This window comes from Lentzea indica (genome assembly GCF_012184385.1).
Classification (GTDB): Bacteria; Actinomycetota; Actinomycetes; order Mycobacteriales; family Pseudonocardiaceae; genus Lentzea; species Lentzea indica.
On the sequence record NZ_VSRL01000007.1, the window covers coordinates 18814 to 37050 of the forward strand.

An 18237-nucleotide genomic window follows, 5' to 3' on the forward strand; every position below is an offset into this window, starting at 1 on the left:
AACATGTCGATCGACATCCAGCAGCCACGGCCGCTCGGCCTGGTCGGAAGCCACGTTCAGATCGCGGGCACCGCGGGCGGGGCGTTCGAGGCGCAGTTCAACTACCGGATCCACGAGGGCCACGACGAGGTCGTCGGCGGGTTCATGGCAGGCGACGGGACCGGCGGCCACGGGCAGTTCCAGGTGAGCGTGGACGTGTCGGGTGCGTCGTTCGCGCTCGACCGGCTCTTCGTCGAGGTGTTCTGGGTCTCGCCGAAGGACGGCGCCGAACTCGACAAGGTCATCGTGCCCGTCGTGTACGGGCCACGGATCGTGCCCGGCTATCGCGTCTACCTGGAGTACACCGTCAAAGGCGGCGACACGTTGTGGTCGATCGCCACGCAGTTCTACGGCTCAGGCAACCTCTACACGCGCCTGGTTCGGGCGAACCCGCACGTCATCACCGACCCCAACGTGATCAGCCCGGGGAGCGTGATCCGCGTTCCGCAGTCCTGACCTCGGGCCGGCCGCCGGGTTCGGATGGTCCCGGACGACATCCGAACCCGGTGGTGAGTTCGGACACGGGCTCAAGTGATCCTGTGCCGAGGACCTGGTGGCTTGTTGGTTTCATACAAAGCACGCTGCTCAACTCGCTTCGATCTAGCGGTTTTCCTACCGGGTAGTAGACGAGAGTGTGTACATCGATTGGGCGGCGACTGCCGCTGAGGTCGTAATGTCCGCGAGGAGCCAAGTCGTTGTTCAGTCGTGTAGCGATCGTCAACCGCGGAGAAGCCGCTATGCGGCTGATCCACGCCGTCCGTGAGCTCGCCGCCGAGTCAGGGGAACGGATCGAGACCGTCGCCCTGTACACCGACGTCGACAAGTCGGCGCCCTTCGTGAGGGAGGCCGACCTCGCCTACAACCTCGGCCTGGCGGCCGATCGTCCGTACCTCAACCTCGAGGTGCTGGAGTCCGCCCTCGTCGAGACGAAGGCCGATGCCGCGTGGGTCGGCTGGGGCTTCGTCGCCGAGATCCCCGAGTTCGCCGAGCTGTGCGAGAAGGTCGGGGTCACGTTCGTCGGTCCTTCGGCCGAGGCCATGCGCAAGCTTGGTGACAAGATCGGCTCGAAGCTGATCGCGGAGGAGGTCGGTGTCCCCGTCGCGCCGTGGAGCAGGGGCGCCGTCACCGACCTGGAGCACGCGCTCAAGGTGGCCGAGGAGGTCACCTACCCGCTGATGCTGAAGGCGACCGCCGGTGGTGGTGGCCGTGGCATCCGCAAGATCACGTCTCCCGAGGAGATGGAAGAGAACTTCGAGCGCACCAGCCTGGAGGCCGAGCGCGCGTTCGGCTCCGGCGTGATGTTCCTGGAGCGCCTGGTCACCGGCGCCCGGCACGTCGAGGTGCAGGTCATCGCCGACGGCCAGGGCACGGCGTGGGCGCTCGGCGTCCGCGACTGCTCGGTGCAGCGGCGCAACCAGAAGATCATCGAGGAGTCGGCGTCGTGCGTGCTGGAGCCGCACCAGGTCGAGGACCTCAAGGCGTCGGCAGAGCGGCTCGCGAACGCCGTGGGCTACCGCGGCGCGTGCACCGTCGAGTTCCTCTACCACCCCGGTGAGAAGCTCTTCGCGTTCCTCGAGGTCAACACCCGTCTGCAGGTCGAGCATCCGATCACCGAGATCACCACGAGCTTCGACCTGGTCAAGGCGCAGCTGCACGTCGCAGGTGGTGGCAAGCTCGAAGGCGAGAAGCCGGTCGAGCTCGGCCACGCGGTCGAGGCCCGCCTGAACGCCGAGGACCCGGACCGCGACTTCGCTCCGTGCCCCGGCACGATCGTTCGGCTGGAGCTGCCGGCCGGCCCGGGCATTCGCGTCGACACCGGTGTGGCCGAGGGCTCGCAGATCCCCGCGGACTTCGACTCGATGATCGCGAAGATCATCGCGTACGGCCGCGACCGCGACGAGGCGCTGGGCAAGCTGCGCCGCGCCATGGCCGAGACGACCGTGATCATCGAGGGCGGCACGACCAACAAGAGCTTCGTCCTCGACCTGCTCGACGAGCCCGCCGTGATCGACGGCTCCGCCGACACCAGCTGGATCGACCGCGTCCGCGCCGAGGGCGGTCTCGTCTCGCACCGCCACTCCGCCATCGCGCTGGCCGCGGCCGGTATCGAGGTGTACGAGGACGAGGAGCAGATCAACCTCACCCAGCTTCTCGCCTCCGCGCGTGGCGGCCAGCCGCGCACGAACCACGAGGGCGCGCGCAAGCTGGAGTTCGTGCTGCGCGGCCAGCCGTACATCGTGAACGTCGCCCGCATCGGTGCCGCGAAGTACCGCGTCGGTGTGGCCGCGGTGGACTCGGACACGGTGCTCACCGGTGACGTCGACGTCGAGCGGTTCGACCACCACGTCGGTCAGATCACCGTCAACGGCACGCGTTTCCGCGTCGTCACCGGCACGCACGGCCCGGTCCACCAGGTCGAGGTCGACGGCGTCACCCACCGCGTCACCCGTGACGAGGGCGGTGTCCTGCGCTCGCCGATGCCCGCGCTGGTCGTCGCCACCCCGCTGGAGGTCGGCGCCGAGGTCGAGGCCGGTGCGCCGGTGCTCGTTCTCGAGGCGATGAAGATGGAGACGGTGCTGCGCGCGCCGTTCCGCGCTCGCCTGAAGGAGCTCAACGTCGGCGTCGGCACCCAGGTGCCCGCCGGTGGCCCGTTGCTGAAGCTGGAAGAGATCGAGGACTCGTCGGGCGCTGCCGAGGAGCAGAAGTCCGAGTCGTCGGTCGAGCTGGAGCTGCCGGCCCCGCGCACGGACGTCAAGCCAGAGGAGCTCGTCGCTTGCGGTCACGACGACCTGCGAGCCCTGCTGCTCGGCTTCGACACGACCGCCGCGGACACCGAGCGGGTGCTGTCGAACTACATGGGCGCGCGGCACGACCTGATGGAGCGGCCGCTGGTCGAGGAGGCCAAGCTGCTCGGCATCTTCGCCGACCTGTGCGACCTCTCCCGCAACCGTCCCGCCGGTGAGGAGAGCAAGCCGGAGAACCACATCCACTCTCCGCGCGAGCACTTCCACACCTACCTCAAGACGCTGGACGCGGACCGCGCCGCGCTGCCGGAAAGCTTCCGCGCCCGCCTGCAGAACGTGTTCGGCCACTACGGCATCACGGAGCTGGACCGCACGCCGGAGCTGGAGCAGGCCGTCTTCCGCATCTTCGTGGCGCTGCGCCGCGGTGTGTTCGACGCGGCCGTCGCGACGACCCTGCTGCGCCAGTGGGTGCAGGAGGCTCCGCCGGTCGAGTCCGAGCAGGTGCAGATCGGCCTGGTGCTGGAGCACATCGTCGCCGCGACGCAGGTCCGTTACCCGCAGGTGGCCGACCTCGCCCGCAGCGTCGTGTTCACGTGGTTCGCTCAGCCGCTGGTGCGCCGCAACCGCGCCCGCGTGCACAGCGAGGTCCGCAAGCACCTGATCCACCTGGACGCCGAGCCCCAGGCCGCCGACCGCGAGGAGCGGATCGCGGCCATGGTGGCTTCTGCCGAGCCGTTGGTGCGCCTGCTCGGCCAGCGCATCGGCAAGCCCGGCGCGGACAACACCTCGCTGCTGGAGGTGCTGGCCCGCCGCTACTACACCAAGAAGGCGCTGGAGAACCCGCGCGTGAGCGGTGCGTTCTTCATCGCGGAGAACGTGCCGGAGCAGACCCGCCTCGTCTCGACCGCGGTGGAGTTCCCGTCGCTGTCGGAGGCCGTTGGTGACGTGGTGAAGCACGCCAACGGGAGCGCGGTCGTCGCGGACCTCTACGTCAACTGGGTCGACGGCCCGTCCGACCAGGACGAGATGGCCGCCGGTCTGGGTGCGGCGCTGGCCGCGCACCAGCTGCCGCCGACGATCACCCGCATCACCACCACGGTGGCGGGCCGTCGCGGCGAGTCGATGCACCACCACTTCACGTTCCGCCCGTCCTCCAACGGGTTCGCCGAGGAGAGGCTGGTGCGCGGGCTGCACCCGCGCATCGCCGAGCGCATGCAGCTGGAGCGGTTGCGAGAGTTCGACCTCACGCGTCTGTCCTCTGTGGACGAGGACGTCTACCTGTTCCGCGCGGTGGCCAAGGCGAACAAGTCCGACGAGCGTCTCGTCGCTCTCGGCCAGGTTCGCGACCTGACGCCGCTGCGGGACGACGACGGCCGGATCGTCGCGCTGCCCGCGGCCGAGGACGTGCTGGCCACGTGTCTCGACGGCATCCGGCGGGCTCGCGCGCAGGCAGGTGGCCGTACGCGGCTCGCGACGAACCGCGTCGTCCTGTACGCGTGGCCGCCCACCGACCTGTCCTCGAAGGACCTGGACGCTGTCGGTTCGCGCGTGCTGCCCACGACCACGGGCCTGGACCTGGAAGAGGTCCTGTTCCTGGCGCGCCGCAAGGACCCTGTCTCCGGTGAGCTCACCGACATCGGTGTGCGGATCGCCAACGACGCCGGCGCGGGCGTGAGCTTCTCGTTCGTGCAGCCACCTGCCGAGCCGGTCCAGCCGCTCGACGACTACCGCCAGAACGTCCTGCGCGCCCAGTCGCGTGGCACGATCTACCCGTACGAGCTGGTCGACATGCTCGTCGGCGACGGCGGGTCCTTCGTGGAGCACGATCTCGTCGACGGCTCGCTGGTGCCGGTGGACCGCCCGCGCGGTGGCAACAAGGCGGGCATCGTCGTCGGTGTGGTGACCACGCCGACCCCGGCCTACCCCGAGGGCATGAAGCGCGTCGTCCTGCTGGGCGACCCGACCAAGTCGCTGGGTGCCTTGGCCGAGCCCGAGTGCTCACGGGTCATTCACGCTCTGGACCTGGCCACGGAGCTTTCCGTTCCGCTGGAATGGTTCTCGCTGTCGTCCGGCGCGAAGATCTCGATGAGCTCCGGCGTCGAGAACATGGACTGGGTGGCCGCGGCGCTGAAGCGGATCGTCGAGTTCACCCAGGCCGGTGGCGAGATCAACGTGGTGGTCAACGGCATCAACGTCGGCGCCCAGCCGTACTGGAACGCCGAGGCCACGATGCTCATGCACACCAAGGGCATCCTGGTCATGACCCCGGACTCGGCGATGGTGCTGACCGGCAAGCAGGCGCTGGACTTCTCCGGCGGCGTGTCGGCAGAGGACAACTACGGCATCGGTGGCTACGACCGCGTCATGGGCCCGAACGGCCAGGCGCAGTACTGGGCCCCGAACCTGCGATCCGCGTTCGACGTGCTTCTGGCCCACTACGAGCACAGCTACATCGCGCCTGGTGAGACGGGCCCGCGCCGGGTCGTCACGTCCGACCCCTCGTCGCGCGACGTGTCGTCGTACCCGCACGTGGTGGGCGACAGTCCGTTCACGACGGTCGGAGAGATCTTCTCGGTCGAGGCGAACCCGGACCGCAAGAAGCCGTTCGACATCCGCACGGTCATGCGCGCGTTGTCCGACCAGGACCACGACGTGCTGGAGCGCTGGGCGGGCATGGCCGACGCCGACACCGCGGTCGTGCAGGACGTGCACCTGGGCGGCATCCCGGTGACGTTGCTGGGCATCGAGTCCCGTGGTGTCGCACGCACCGGCTTCCCGCCCACCGACGGCCCGGACACCTACACCGCCGGCACGCTGTTCCCGAAGTCGTCGAAGAAGGCGGCCCGCGCGATCAACGCGGCCTCCTGCAACCGGCCGCTCGTCGTCCTGGCGAACCTGTCGGGCTTCGACGGCTCACCGGAGTCGATGCGGGAGCTGCAGCTGGAGTACGGCGCGGAGATCGGCCGCGCGATCGTCAACTTCCGCGGCCCGATCGTGTTCTGCGTGATCTCGCGGTACCACGGTGGCGCGTTCGTGGTCTTCTCGAAGGCCCTGAACCCGTCCATGACGGTGCTCGCGGTCGAAGGCTCCTACGCCTCGGTCATCGGTGGCGCGCCCGCCGCGGCCGTGGTGTTCGCCCGTGAGGTCGACGGTCGTACGGCGAACGACGCGCGGGTGAAGAAGCTGGAGTCCGCGGTGGCGGAGGCTTCCGGAGCCGAGCGTGCCGCTCTGGCCGCGGAACTGACGTCGACCCGTCAGGCCGTGCGCACGGAGAAGCTGAACGAGATGGCTGCCGAGTTCGACCGGGTGCACAGCGTTCAGCGCGCGGTCGAGGTCGGGTCGGTCGACGCGATCATCTCGGCTTCCGAACTGCGGCCGGCGATCATCAAGGCGATCGAAAACGGCCTGACCAAGTAGGTACGCGGGAAAGAGCCCGGTCACTCGGTGGCCGGGCTCTTTTCGTTGGTGACACCGAACGGGATGTGCACGCACGGCACGGTCTGGATCAGGTGCCCGCGCTGGTCGTCGAAGAAGATGTGCGGCTTGAGCACGTCGAGGATCGGCGCCTTCTTGAGGCCTCCCAGGAAGAACGCGTCGTTCACCGTGAGTCCCCATGCTTTGAGGCTGTTGATGGCGCGTTCGTGCGCGGGGGCGGACCGGGCGGTGACCACCGAGACCCGGATGCGGTCCTCAGCCTGGCGCTGGATCCGGTTGATCCCGGCGAGGAAGTTCCTCAGTGGCCCGGGATCGAGCGGCGTCACGACGTTCGTGGCCTCGTGCTGCTGGAACTGGTCGAGGCCGCCGGTCTGGTAGATCCGCTCGGCCGCGTCGTCGGCCAGCACCCCGTCGAAGTCGAACGCGATCCGCAGCGCGGGGTCGTCATCGTCCTGGTAGGACGACTGGAGCACCTGCCGGCGGGAAGACCGGCGGCGGTGGCCTTGCGGACGTCGTCCTCGTTGGCGGACAAGAAGAGCGACATGTTCAGCGCGGGCATGTACTCGTGTGGTGCCCGGCCCTGGGTGAAGATCGCGCGCGAGATCGTGAGCCCGTGGTGGGCGGCCGAGCGGAGGATCCGCAGGCCCGTGTCGGGGGAGTTGCGCGACAGCACGATCACCTCGACCAGCGGGCCGATGTCGTTGAGCCGCAGGAGCCGCTTGATGAACGGGAACGCGACACCGGTGGCGAACGGTTCGTCGAGGTGCGCTTCCTGGTAGGCGCGGTACGCCTGCTCGCCGTCGGACTGGAAGACGGCGTCGGACTCCGCCAGGTCGAACAACGCGCTCGACGCGATGCCTACGACCAGCAGTTTTTCCAGGCTGGGGCCCATGTGTCCCAGATCGTAGACGCAGGCGACGACCACCGGGGTCATCGCCTGCGTCATCGGGTTCCTAGGAGAAGGTCCAACGCTGGTTGGCGCTGCCTGCGCAGTCCCAGAGCTGGAGCCTGGTGCCGTCGGCCGAGCTGGGGCCCGTGGCGTCGAGACATCTTCCTGACCCCACGTTGCGCAGCTGGCCGTTGGACTCGGCCGTCCACTGCTGGTTGCCCGCACCGGTGCAGTCCCAGAGTTGGGTCACGGCGCCGTTGGCGGTGCCGGACGCGTCGAGGCACTTGCCCAACGCACGCACCGAGTTGCCTTCGCGGGACCACTGCTGGGCGTTGGTGCCGTTGCAGGTCCAGAGCTGCACCGCGGTGCCGTTGGCCGAGTTCGCCCCAGCCACGTCCACGCACTTGCCGCCGTAGCCGACGATCGTGCCGCTGGCGGGCGGGTTCGGGTTGCCGTTGCCCGCGGTTTCCCAGATGGCGTTGAGCAGGCTCGTGCTGGTGGTGGTGTCCTGGGAGAGCTCCCAGTTCATGATCCCGCCCGCGTTGGACAGCGCCCACGTCGTCTTGCGGCGGATCGTCGGCAGCCCGTTGTAGCAGTTGCCGTTGTAGCAGTCGCGGTTGGCGTTGGCCGGGTCCTGCGCGACGAGGTCGCGGTAGGAGATGTAGGTCGGCCGGCTGTAGAACGGCACACCGAGAACGGCCTTGCTCGCGGGCAGTCCGCGGCCCTTCCAGAAGTTGACCGAGTTGATCGACCAGTCGTAGTTCGCGTGCGGGCTGCCGCCGTCGTAGGCCATGATGTTCAGCCAGTCCACGATGCCGAACACCGCGGGCTGCACGCCGTTCGCCACGGGCCCCTCGGAGACGACCGCCGCGGTGAGCAGCTTGCCCCGGCTGTGCAGCGCGTCGCCCAGCTGCCGCATCAGCGCGGTGAAGTTGTCGCCCTCCGCGCCGGGATCCGGGTACTCCCAGTCCATGTCGACGCCGTCGAGGTTGTACTGGTTGACGACGTTGATGAGCGCGTTCACGAACGTGGTGCGGCTGTTCGCGTTGGCGGCCAGGATCTCGAAGTTGTCGTCGTTGCCGTTGTTCCAGCCGCCGACCGCGAGCGAGACCTTGACGCCGTTCTGGTGGCCGAGGCTCACCAGCTGCTGGAGCCTGCCGGGTTCGGGGATGCCCTGCAGCGTGCCGTTCGCGTTCGGGAGCACGAACGCGTAGTTGATGTGCGTGAGCTTGGTGTACGGGATGGTGCTGACGTTGCTGGACCAAGATGGCTGGTAGCCAACGCTCTTGAAGCCAGGGGGATACGCGGCCTGTGCGACCGGCGCGGTGATCGTGATCGTCGCCGCGGCAGCGGCCAGCGCGAGGCAGGCCGTGCCGAGGCGAGCTCGGAGTGAACGCATTGCAGGGGTTGCCTTCCACTTCGTCGTGCGCCCACGTGCGACGGTAGTGGTCTAGACCGGTTGTCGGGAAGATCAACTCGGGACCGGAACTGGTTCCGGTCTGGTTACCGGAGGTGCGAGGCTCCGTTCACGTCGATGATCGTCCCGCTGGCCCAGGTGGCGTTCTCGGTGGCCAGCCAGGCGACCGCCGCGGCGACCTCCTCCGGCTCGGCGACGCGGTTGAACGGGCTCTGCGCCCGGATCGCGTCGCCCTCCGCGCCGGCCAGGAGATCGGTGACCATCTCGGTCCGCACGAATCCCGGTGCGACGCCGGCGACCGCGATGCCCTGCGGGGCGAGGGATTGGGCGAGCGACTGGGTCATCGCGTGCAGACCGGCCTTCGCCGCGCCGTACGCGGGGGCATCGGGCTCACCCCGGTAGGCACCCCGTGAGCCGATGTTGATGATGCGGCCGCCCGCGATCATGTGCCGGACCGCGTGCCAGGTGAGGTCGGCTGGGCCGAACAGGTTGAGCTCGATCGTGCGGCGCCAGGCCTGTTGCCACTCCTCGAAGCTCGTCGTGGCGATGGGGTGGTGGAAGTAGATGCCCGCGTTGTTGACCAGGATGTCGAGACCGCCGAGCTTGTCGACGGTCTCGTTCACGACCTGTTCGGCCTGGTTCGCGCCGAGGTCGCCCTGGACCGTCGTGTGCCCTTCGCCCGGCAGGCTTTCGGCCGTGTGCCGCGCCTTGGCCGGGTCGGTCCGGAAGTGGACGGCGACCCGGTGGCCGTCGTGCGCGAGGGCGTGGGCGATGGCGGCGCCGATGCCGCGCGAGGCTCCGGTGACGAGGGTGCGCATCAGGCGAAGGCCTGAGTGTCGATCATCCACTTTCCGTTCTGCTGCACGAACGTGTACGTGTGTCGTTCGGTGGTGGAGACGCTGTCGCCATTCATGTACCGCAGTGTCACCGTCACGGCGTTGTCGCCCTGTGGTGCGAAATCCGACAGCTGTACCGAGGTGTACTGGCTCCACCACGTCTGGTATTCCTGGAAGCTCTTCGCGCGTGCGGCCTTGAACTTGTCGGTCAGCGTGGCGTAGCCGGCCTCGAGGTTGCCGGGAATCAGCGCGTAGTAGGCGGTGATCGCCTCCTGGGCGTTCTGCGGCCCTGCGGGAGGCGGCTGCGTCTGGCCCTGGCTCGGGGTGCTCGGCGAGTTCGTCTGCGTCGGGGTTTCCGACGTCGGCTGCTGCGGCTGGGTCTGGGACTGCGACTGGGATTGGCCGGTGGCGGGCGGGTTGGTGCTCGAGCTGCCCGCGGCAGGCGGGTTGGCCTGGTTGTTGTTGCCGCCCTTGGGCCACAACAGGAACGAGCCGATGCCCACCGCCAGCACGAGGATGACGATCGCGATGGGGACGAGGGGGAACTTGCGGCGCTTCTCCTCGGACTCTGCTCCGGCCGGAGGTGCCGGCGGGGTGGAAACCGGGGGCGGCGGGGTGTGGACGGGCCGCGTCGGTGCCGGATGAGCCTGAGTGGGCTCAGGTGTGGCGGGCTGTGCCAGCGTGGGATCGGCCGGGGTGGACTCAGGTGTGACGGGCTGCGCCGGTGCGGGATGGGCCTGGGTGGGCTCAGGTGTGGCGGGCTGCGCCGGTGCTGGAGTGGCCGGGGTGGGCTCAGATTCGACGGGCTGCGCCGGTGCCGGATCGGCCGGTGCGGGTTCCACGGGCTGCGCCGGTGCGGGCTCAGGCCCGGCGACCTGCTCCGGTGCCGGCTCGCTCACCGCAGCAGGCTCAGCGGCCGCCTCCGATGCTGCCTCGGCGTCTTCGTCCGCCTCGGGTTGGGTGGCCGGAGCGGTCAGCCCCGCAGCTTCGACCGCCGCGGCACCCGCGACCAAACCTGCGGCAGCGGAAGCGGCCTGCTGCTTCGCCTTCTCCTCCGGCAGAGCCTCGACAGGCAGCTCGACCGTGGCGGGGATGACGGCGGTCGCCTCCGAGACCTGCGGCGACTCGTTCACCACGGCGGCCAGCAGGTGCACGGCTTCCTGCATGCTCGGGCGGCGTTCGGGTTCGGTGGCGAGCAGGCGGAACAGCACGGGGGAGAGCAACGGCCCCGCGTTGGCCGGCGGCATGATCGAACCGCTGGCCACGCGGTGCAGCATCGCGATGTGGTTGTCGGCCGTGCCGAACGGCGGGCCGCCCTCGACGGCGTTGTAGAGCGTGGCGCCGAGGGAGAACACGTCGGAGGGAAGACCGGCGTCCTCGCCGCGCGCGACCTCGGGGGAGAAGAAGGCGGGGGTGCCGACGGTGCCGGTCGCGGTGGCGGTGCCGTCGTCGCCGGTGGCGCGGGAGATGCCGAAGTCGGTGATCTTGACTTCCTGGTCGCCGATCAGGACGTTGCCGGGCTTCACGTCACGGTGCTGGATGCCGCGCCTGTGCGCGGCGGCCAGTGCGGCGGCGGTGTAGCAGCCGATGCGGGCGACCTCGCGGGCCGGCAGCCTGCCCTGCTCGGTGATGACGGCGGCGAGGCTGCGGGAGGGGAGGTACTCCATGATCAGCCAGGGCTGACCGTCCTCCTCCACGACGTCGTAGACGCGGATGGCGTTCGGGTGCTCCAGGCGGGCGGCGAGACGTGCCTCGCGCATGGCTCTGGCCTTGGCGCGGGCGATTCTGGCCTCGTCGAGGCCGTCCAGCGCGAGCAGCTCCTTGGCCGCGACCACGCGGTGGAGCTGCTCGTCATAGGCCTGCCAGACGACCCCCATCGCACCCTGGCCGACCTTCTCCCTCAACCTGTAGCGGCTCCCGATGAGCCTGCTGCTCTCCTCCACGCGTGCGCTCCCGTCCCCTTTGATCACTCACAAGTGTGACGGTTGCCGCGTTCGCGATTGACCATAACCCCACATGGGGGTATATATGGGGTTATGCCGAAAATCAACGTGTACTTGCCTGATGACCTGGCCGAGACCGTCAAAGAGCTCAACCTGCCGGTGTCGGCGATCTGCCAGCGCGCGCTCGAGGTGTCGGTCAAGCGGATCACGTCGGTTCGCGGGCTGACCCCCGCCGACCTCGACGGCGACCGGGCTTCCCAGCTCACCCAGCGTCTGCGCACCGTGATCCGTCTCGCCGCCGAATGGCCGGTGGTCACCACCGCGCACCTGGCGCAGGCGCTCGTCGACGAGGGCGGGAACCTGGCGCTGGACGTGCTGCGCGCGATCGACATCGACCCGCGGATCCTGCGCTTCCCGCCGGAGGTTCGTGAGGGTGAGGGGTTCGCGTTCGAGGCGGTCAACGCGCTGGAGCTGGCCGTGGTCGAGGCGATCGCGCTGGGGCACAACTACGTGGGGTGCGAGCACCTCCTGCTCGGGCTGATTGCGGAGCCGGACGGCAAGGGTGGTCAGGTGCTGCGTTCGCTCGGTGCGGACCTCAAGGGCACCCGGCGGGCCGTGCAGACCGCGCTCGCGGGCATCGTGCACCACAAGAAGCAGACCGGGGCGGACGCGGGCAAGGTGCTGGAAATGATCATGGCGCGGCTGGACCGTCTGGAGAAGCAGGCCGGTATCGGCTGACGAGCTCCTCGCCGATGCGGACCAGGTGTTCCTGCACCTCCGGTGACTCGACGGTGATCAGGCCACCCCACCCGGCGACGTTGCGCGCGATGTCGAGTGGGCGTGGCGCGGTCAGTTCCACCCGCACTTGCTCACCCAGGCGTTCCACGACCGTGCAGTGGCGGCCGTGCTGGTGCTGGAAGATGTCGAGGAAACGTGCGGGAACGAGCATGGTCGCCGCGGTTTCGGAGCGTCGTTCCTCCATGGCCGTGACGACCTTGTCCCAGGCTCCCTCCAGTTCGAAATCGGCGGGCCGCGACGCTGGAGTGCCGGTCAGCGTGGCGCCCAGGACGCGATCGAGCCGGAACGTGCGCTGACCGTCACGCGTGCCGGCGATGAAGTACCAGGTGCCGTCCTTGTCGACGAGTCCCCACGGGTCGACCACGCGTCCTTGCGGCGCTTGGCCTCGTTTCTGGTAGGTCAGCCGGACTCGTATCTGCTTCACCACCGCTTCCTGCAGCACCGTCACCAGTCCCGGCCGGTCCTTGGTGTCCTCGCCCCACGCGGCGGTGTCGATGATCGTCGATCCGGCGGCGGCCTCGGCGTCCGCGCGGAAGGTCTGCGGCAACGCCCTGACGAGTTTTCTGAGCGCTGACTTGATCTGCGGGGCGACGGACGCGGCGGGACCGGCGATCAGGAACAACGCCTGGGCCTCCGCCGACGTCAGGCCGCTGAGGTCCGTGCGGGCGCCGCCGATCAGCGACCAGCCACCACCTCGCCCCGGCTGGGGGTACACGGGTACCCCCGCGGTCGAAAGTGCCTCCAGGTCTCGGCGGGCCGTGGCGACCGAGACCTCCAGCTCTTTGGCCAGCTCAGCGGCCGTTATCTGGGTGCGTGACTGCATCAGCAGCAACGTGGCGACTAGACGGTCTGCGCGCATGTCTCCAGGTTTCTGGCAAAAGTGCTCATTGGATGAGCACTTTACGGCCGAAGGTAGTAGGCACCACCCCGAAAAAATTAGGAGTCATGATGTTGCGAGGCATGTCGACCGTGTCCTACTTCGCCGACGACGTCGCGGAGGCCCGTGACTGGTACGCGGCGTTCCTCGGGGTCGACGCGTACTTCGAGCGGAGCACCCCGGACGGTCAGCTTGCGTACGCCGAGTTCCGGATCGGCGACTACCAGGCCGAGCTCGGCATCGTGGATCGCCGGTTCGAGGTCACTCCGTCCGCTTCGCCGGCGGGAGAGATCCTCTACTGGGCGGTGGACGACCTCCAGGCGACGCTGGTCAGGTTGAAGGAACTCGGTGCTCAGGTGCACGACGAACCCCGTGTGCGCGGCGAGGGTTTCGTGACCGCGTCCGTGATCGACCCGTTCGGCAACGTCCTCGGAGTGATGACGAACATTCACTACCTGTCTGTCGTTGAAGAGAACCTCGGCAAACGTCGCGACTGAGAACCGTTGTCCGCCTCGCGGCCGCGGATCTGCACATGGCGGCCTGAGCCGGACCTCCGGCCACATATCCTGCAGAGATGACGACGCAGCTCGCCATCACCGGACATCGCGGCCTGTCCGCCGAGTTGGAGGCCGAGATCGACCGGATGATCCGCGCCGCGGTGGCCGAGACCGGTGCTGGGACCGGCGCTGTCGTCGGTGTTTCGTGCCTGGCGGACGGCGCGGACGCGGTGTTCGCGCAGGCGGTGCTGGACGCGGGCGGGTCGCTCGTCGCGGTGCTTCCGGCCGCGAAGTACCGCGAGGCGCTGCCCGAGACCTACCGGCCCGTCTACGACCGGTTGCTCGCTCGTGCGGGCAAGGTCGTGCAGCTGCCGTACGTCACGGCCGACTCGCACGCCTACATGGAGGCGGGCAAGAGGATGATCGACGAGTCCGACTCGCTGCTCGCGGTGTGGGACGGCCGGCCTGGGCGTGGTCCCGGTGGAACGGCCGACGTGGTCGCCTACGCGCGGTCGCGGGATGTGCCGGTCACCGTTCTTTGGCCCGAGGGCGCAAACCGGTGAGAACCGGCTTTGCCAACACTTGCCACAGGACGCCGGCCTGAAGAGCGTTGCCGGGTGGTCGACCATCTGCGAGACCCGGATGAACGACCGGTAGACCCGCCGATTGCCGGGGATGGCCTCGAACAGGCGCCTCGCGTACCACTGCATGAACCGCGTGCTCAGCGGGATGTTCCTGGTGCTCCAGCCCAGGTCGGTGGTCGTCGCGGACGTCCACGGGATGCGCGCGGCCTTTGCGACCGCGCGCTGGAACACGAGAGGTTCCTTTGCCAGATCGTGTTCCTCGAGCAGGGATTGCAGCTCCGCGCAGTTCAGGGCGGCGAGCGTCATGCCGTGGCCGTAGACGGGGTTGAGCGAGGCCACGGAGTCGCCGAGCGCGAGCAGGCCTCGCGGCCAGTTCGGGACCTTGTGGAAGCGGTTCCAGCGGCTGCGCAGGTTGCCGACGCGGTAGATCTTCGACGCCGGGGTCGCCGTTTTGATGATCTCCGCGATGTCCTGGCACTCGAGGGTGGTGGCGTAGGAGAGGAACCCGTCCTCGTCGGTCGGGGCCACGTCGCCGCCCGCGCCGAACAGCGTCACGAACCACAGGCCGCCGTCCACGGAGGAGACTGCTCCGCCGCGTTTCGCGGTGGGCGCGTGGGTGATCTCGTAGGCGGTTTTCCAGTCCAGCTTCAGGTCGTGGTTCACGTGGTAGAGGCGTGAGGTGTAGGCGAGGTGGCCGTTGACGATCATCGGAGCCGGGCAGTGCACGCCGAGCTCGGCCAGCCACGACACGAGCTTGCTGTTGCGGCCGGACGTGTCCACCACGAGGTCCGCGTAGTCGGTGAAGGGTTCGCCGTCGCCCCGTCCGAGCGCGCGGCCGTGCACACCGGTGACGGTGCCGCGGTCGTGCAGCAGGCCGTCGATCGTCACACCGTCCACAAGGGACACGTTCGGCAGCGTCAGCACACGGCGGCGGATGATCCGCTCGATCGTCACCCGTGTCATCGAGAGCACGCTCAGGCCGATGTGGTCGCGCGGCGCCCACCCGGCAGGGGCGCGGCTCATGAAGTCGCTGCCGACGTCCGCACGGATCGCGCCCGCGTCTTCCAGTTCCGCGCCGAGCCGGGGGAAGAGTGCCTCCAGCACGTCGGCCCCGCGCGCCAGCAGCGCGTGCGGGTGGTGGGCCTGGGGGATGCCTGCCCGATGCTCGGTGTCTGCGGTGATCTGGTCTCGTTCCACGAGAACGACGTCGCCGTACGACTCGGACAACACCCTGGCGGCCAGCAGCCCTGCGAAGCCGGCGCCGATGACGAGGGCGCGGTCGGAGTACATGGCGGTCACTCTGGCAGAGCGAAGCTCCCGGATCGATCCCCCGGCGGTACCTTGTTTTCCGGCCCGTCAGCTGAGCTTCGCGACGAGCTCCGCCCGGCTGCGCACGCCGAACTTCGCGAAGAGCGATTTGAGATGGTCCTGCACGGTGTACGGCGAGATGGTGAGCCGCGCCGCGATCTCCGACGTCGACTGCCCGGCGAGGACCTCGTGGCAGACGTCCTGCTCGCGGGCGGTCACGCCGTACGCCTTCAGCAGCAAGCCCATCAGGTCCGCGCCGGAGGCCCTGCTGATCGTCACGGCGGCTTCGAAGTCGTCGTCCGAGACGAGTTCGCTCGCCTCCAGCAGGATCCAGCCGCCGTGGGCGTCGCGGACCCTCGCCTTGAACGCCCCCGCGCGTGCCCCGCGGCTGCGGCCTCAGCCATCACGGCGAATCGGCCGGCGCCGACCTCTCAGTTCTTCACGCCACCGCGCGGCGGAGGCCGTCGACGCGCGGATCGTCCCGTCCTGCGCCACCACGACGATCGCGGGCGCGCCGGTCCGGCGGGCTGCCGTTCGCGCGGCGACACGGGTGGCGGCTCCCAGCGCTGGTGCCACCGAGGCCATGAACTCCATCTCGCGTTCGCTGAAGTCGCTCGTGCGCACGATGCCCGCCGCACCCCAGCACGTGTCGTCGGCCCGGAACAGCGCCCGCAGCTCGTGGTCGAGTCCCAGCGGCCGCCAGACCTCGTTCAGGCGGGTCGACCGCTTGTCCTCCAGCCTGGCCACCGTGTCACCGCGCTGCGCCAGTGACGCGAACGTGTGCGGCTCGCCGGGTGTGTACTCGCAGGTCGCGAGCACCGGCTCGTACTGCGCGGGGATGCGGTTGGCGCCGCTGGTCATCGAGCTGATCGCGCCGGAGTCGGGGTCCATCGACGCCCAGCAGGTGAGCTCGCACGGGACCACGCGGTCCACCAGCGCGATGGCCGCCGCGTGCAGTTCCGCGACGTCGAGACCCGCGCTCGCGAGCGCTGTGACGTCGCGTCGCACGCCCTGCGCCCGACCCTCCCACATGGTTCGCAGTATGCGCCCGCGCGGAGTAGTCCGGGCATCCCAGTTTTCCGGGATACGCCCGCTCGTTCGGCGCGCGGACTCTTCTGGGCATGATGACCACAGTCGGCGAGGGCGAGGAACTGACCGCCCCTGACGCGAAGATCACCGTCCGGATCTCGGGGAAGCACACCGACGGCGCCTACGAGCTGTTCGAGGTGGACGCGCCACGAGGCGAGGCCGCGCCACCACACCGCACCCCGTGGCCCAAGGCCTACTACGTGTTGCACGGACGCATGGCCGTGCTGCTCGACGGCGAGCTGCACGACCTGTCGCCGGGCGACGCCATCACGATCCCGCCCAACGCCCCGCACACCTTCACCGTGCACACGCCATCCGTGCAGTTCCTGGCTTTCGCGGTGGGTGACGTGATGGGCGCGTTCTTCCGCGACCTGTCCGAGAACGGCATGGAGGCGCTGGCACGGCACGGGGTGACGCTGCTCGTCCACGAGGTGCAGCCATGAGCGTCGTCGCCCAGGTCGCGGCGGTGGTCGCGGCCCTGGTCCACGTGGTCGTGTGGGTGTGGGAGGCGTTCCTCATCCACCGCGTCCACCACTCGGTGTTCCGCCAGCCCGCCTCGCACGTGCCGGCGATCCGCCTGTGGGCGTTCGGGGTGGGCTTCTACAACCTGTTCCTGGCGTGCGGCCTGATCGCCGGACTGATCGCGTTGCACACCGGGCACGAGCTGGTCGGCCGCACGCTGATCTTCTACGTGTCCTGGTTCATGGTGCTGGGCAGCGTGGTGCTGGCCGTAGCCGATCAGCTGGAGATGAGCAGGCCGCGCAACCAGGCGTGGGGAGGCGTTGCGGCGGAAGGCGTTCCGCCGCTGATCGTTCTCCTGTTCGCTTGAGGACTCGCAACGACGTGGCGAGGTTGAGTAGCCTGCGTTCTCGTGCCGGTCGCCTCTTTGCTGCTTGACCGCCTTCATGCCGCGGGTCTGAGTGATGTCACGGCAGTCGAGCCGGTCGAAGGCGGGGTTGCGGCGCTCGCCGGCGTCGCCACCCGGCGCAGCGGGCCCCCTCTGTTCGTCAAGTCGTTCGTCGACGTGCCGGCGGACGACCTGTTCGCGGCCGAGGCGGAAGGACTCGACGTTCTGCGGGAACGCGGTGTGCTCGCCACGCCTCAGGTCGTGCTCGCGACGCGGGACGTGCTGGTGTTGTCCGTCCTGCGGGCGCGGCCGGCGCAGGAGGCCTTCTGGGAGCAACTCGCCCACGCGCTCGCGCGGCTGCACACCTCGACGGTGCACGACAGGTTCGGCTGGGAGCGCGACAACTGGCTCGGTCGTTACCGGCAGGAGAACGCGTGGACCGCCGACGGACACGAGTTCTTCGCCCGGCGCCGACTGCTGCGCTGGCTGCCGGAGCGACGTGTCCGTGCGGCGCTGGACGAGCGGGACCGGCGGGCCTTGGAACGGCTGTGCGAGCGTCTGCCCGACCTGCTGCCGCCCCGGCCGGCCTGCCTGACCCACGGTGATCTGTGGGCGCACAACGTCCTCGCCACCGAGGACGGTCAGCCCGCGTTGATCGACCCGGCGGTCTCCTACACGTGGGCCGAGGTCGACCTGGCGCACCTGTGGTGCACTCCGCATCCGCCGGAGGCGAAGCGTTTCTTCGACGTGTACGCGGAGCTGACCGGCCTGGACGACACCTGGCGAGCCCGGATGCCGTTGATCCAGCTGCGTCAGCACCTGGCCGTCATCGCCCAGTTCGACCACGACTGGGGTGCGGCGCAGCAGGTCCGCGCCACGCTCAAGCCGTTCCGCCGATAAGACGGTGGACACGACTCCCCGCTGAGCCGGTTCG

14 protein-coding genes and 1 pseudogene are annotated in these 18237 nt (G+C 69.2%); 7 read left to right on the forward strand and 8 right to left on the reverse strand.

Annotated features, from left to right (window positions below; all coding sequences use genetic code 11):
* Positions 1-3 precede the first annotated feature (3 nt).
* Positions 4-495 (forward strand): Gmad2 immunoglobulin-like domain-containing protein, encoded by a 492-nt coding sequence (locus FXN61_RS03420; RefSeq protein WP_167970119.1) that lies wholly within the window; start codon positions 4-6, stop codon positions 493-495.
* Between the two features lie 239 nt (positions 496-734).
* Positions 735-6200, forward strand: a complete 5466-nt coding sequence (locus FXN61_RS03425; RefSeq protein WP_167970121.1) for an ATP-binding protein — start codon at positions 735-737, stop codon at positions 6198-6200.
* 20 nt (positions 6201-6220) lie between these two features.
* Here FXN61_RS03425 and FXN61_RS51470 read toward each other — a convergent pair.
* The 4 genes and pseudogenes from FXN61_RS51470 to FXN61_RS03445 form a co-directional block, all read right to left on the reverse strand.
* Positions 6221-7164, reverse strand: a pseudogene (locus FXN61_RS51470) (5'-nucleotidase).
* Positions 7165-7171: 7 nt separating this feature from the next.
* Positions 7172-8506, reverse strand: coding sequence for a glycosyl hydrolase family 18 protein (locus tag FXN61_RS03435; RefSeq protein ID WP_167970123.1), 1335 nt, complete (start codon positions 8504-8506; stop codon positions 7172-7174).
* Positions 8507-8610: 104 nt separating this feature from the next.
* Entirely contained in the window at positions 8611-9342 is a 732-nt protein-coding gene (locus FXN61_RS03440) for an SDR family NAD(P)-dependent oxidoreductase (protein WP_167970125.1), read from the reverse strand.
* The gene (locus tag FXN61_RS03445) at positions 9342-11303 is read right to left on the reverse strand and encodes a protein kinase domain-containing protein (RefSeq protein WP_167970127.1); all 1962 of its coding nucleotides are present in this window, start codon (positions 11301-11303) and stop codon (positions 9342-9344) included. The genes FXN61_RS03440 and FXN61_RS03445 overlap by 1 nt, the downstream gene beginning before the upstream one ends.
* Positions 11304-11396: 93 nt before the next feature.
* On the opposite strand from FXN61_RS03445, the gene FXN61_RS03450 reads away from it, so the two are divergent.
* Complete coding sequence (locus FXN61_RS03450; protein ID WP_167970129.1) at positions 11397-12041, forward strand: Clp protease N-terminal domain-containing protein; 645 nt, start codon at positions 11397-11399, stop codon at positions 12039-12041.
* Here FXN61_RS03450 and FXN61_RS03455 read toward each other — a convergent pair.
* Entirely contained in the window at positions 11995-12960 is a 966-nt protein-coding gene (locus tag FXN61_RS03455; RefSeq protein WP_167970131.1) for a helix-turn-helix transcriptional regulator, read from the reverse strand. The genes FXN61_RS03450 and FXN61_RS03455 overlap by 47 nt on opposite strands.
* Positions 12961-13061: 101 nt before the next feature.
* On the opposite strand from FXN61_RS03455, the gene FXN61_RS03460 reads away from it, so the two are divergent.
* Entirely contained in the window at positions 13062-13475 is a 414-nt protein-coding gene (locus FXN61_RS03460; RefSeq protein WP_246290627.1) for a VOC family protein, read from the forward strand.
* Here FXN61_RS03460 and FXN61_RS03465 read toward each other — a convergent pair.
* The 3 genes from FXN61_RS03465 to FXN61_RS51480 all read right to left on the reverse strand — a co-directional run bounded on the left by FXN61_RS03465 (position 13430) and on the right by FXN61_RS51480 (position 16399).
* Entirely contained in the window at positions 13430-15349 is a 1920-nt protein-coding gene (locus tag FXN61_RS03465) for an FAD-dependent oxidoreductase (protein WP_167970133.1), read from the reverse strand. The two genes, FXN61_RS03460 and FXN61_RS03465, sit on opposite strands and share 46 nt — an antisense overlap.
* 66 nt (positions 15350-15415) lie before the next feature.
* The gene (locus tag FXN61_RS51475) at positions 15416-15646 is read right to left on the reverse strand and encodes a response regulator transcription factor (RefSeq protein WP_312877520.1); all 231 of its coding nucleotides are present in this window, start codon (positions 15644-15646) and stop codon (positions 15416-15418) included.
* A 117-nt stretch (positions 15647-15763) separates the two neighbouring features.
* Positions 15764-16399 (reverse strand): hypothetical protein, encoded by a 636-nt coding sequence (locus FXN61_RS51480; protein WP_246290628.1) that lies wholly within the window; start codon positions 16397-16399, stop codon positions 15764-15766.
* Between the two features lie 89 nt (positions 16400-16488).
* Here FXN61_RS51480 and FXN61_RS03475 point away from each other — a divergent pair, with 89 nt between their 5' ends.
* From FXN61_RS03475 to FXN61_RS03485, 3 genes are read left to right on the forward strand one after another with little or no spacing between them, the layout of a single operon-like run.
* Complete coding sequence (locus FXN61_RS03475) at positions 16489-16899, forward strand: cupin domain-containing protein (RefSeq protein WP_167970135.1); 411 nt, start codon at positions 16489-16491, stop codon at positions 16897-16899.
* Positions 16896-17285 carry a DUF1304 family protein gene (locus FXN61_RS03480; RefSeq protein WP_167970137.1) on the forward strand — a complete coding sequence of 130 codons (390 nt, stop codon included), beginning with the start codon at positions 16896-16898 and terminating at the stop codon, positions 17283-17285. Before FXN61_RS03475 ends, FXN61_RS03480 begins: the two co-directional genes overlap by 4 nt.
* A 42-nt stretch (positions 17286-17327) precedes the next feature.
* Complete coding sequence (locus FXN61_RS03485; RefSeq protein ID WP_167970139.1) at positions 17328-18203, forward strand: fructosamine kinase family protein; 876 nt, start codon at positions 17328-17330, stop codon at positions 18201-18203.
* Positions 18204-18237 lie beyond the last annotated feature (34 nt).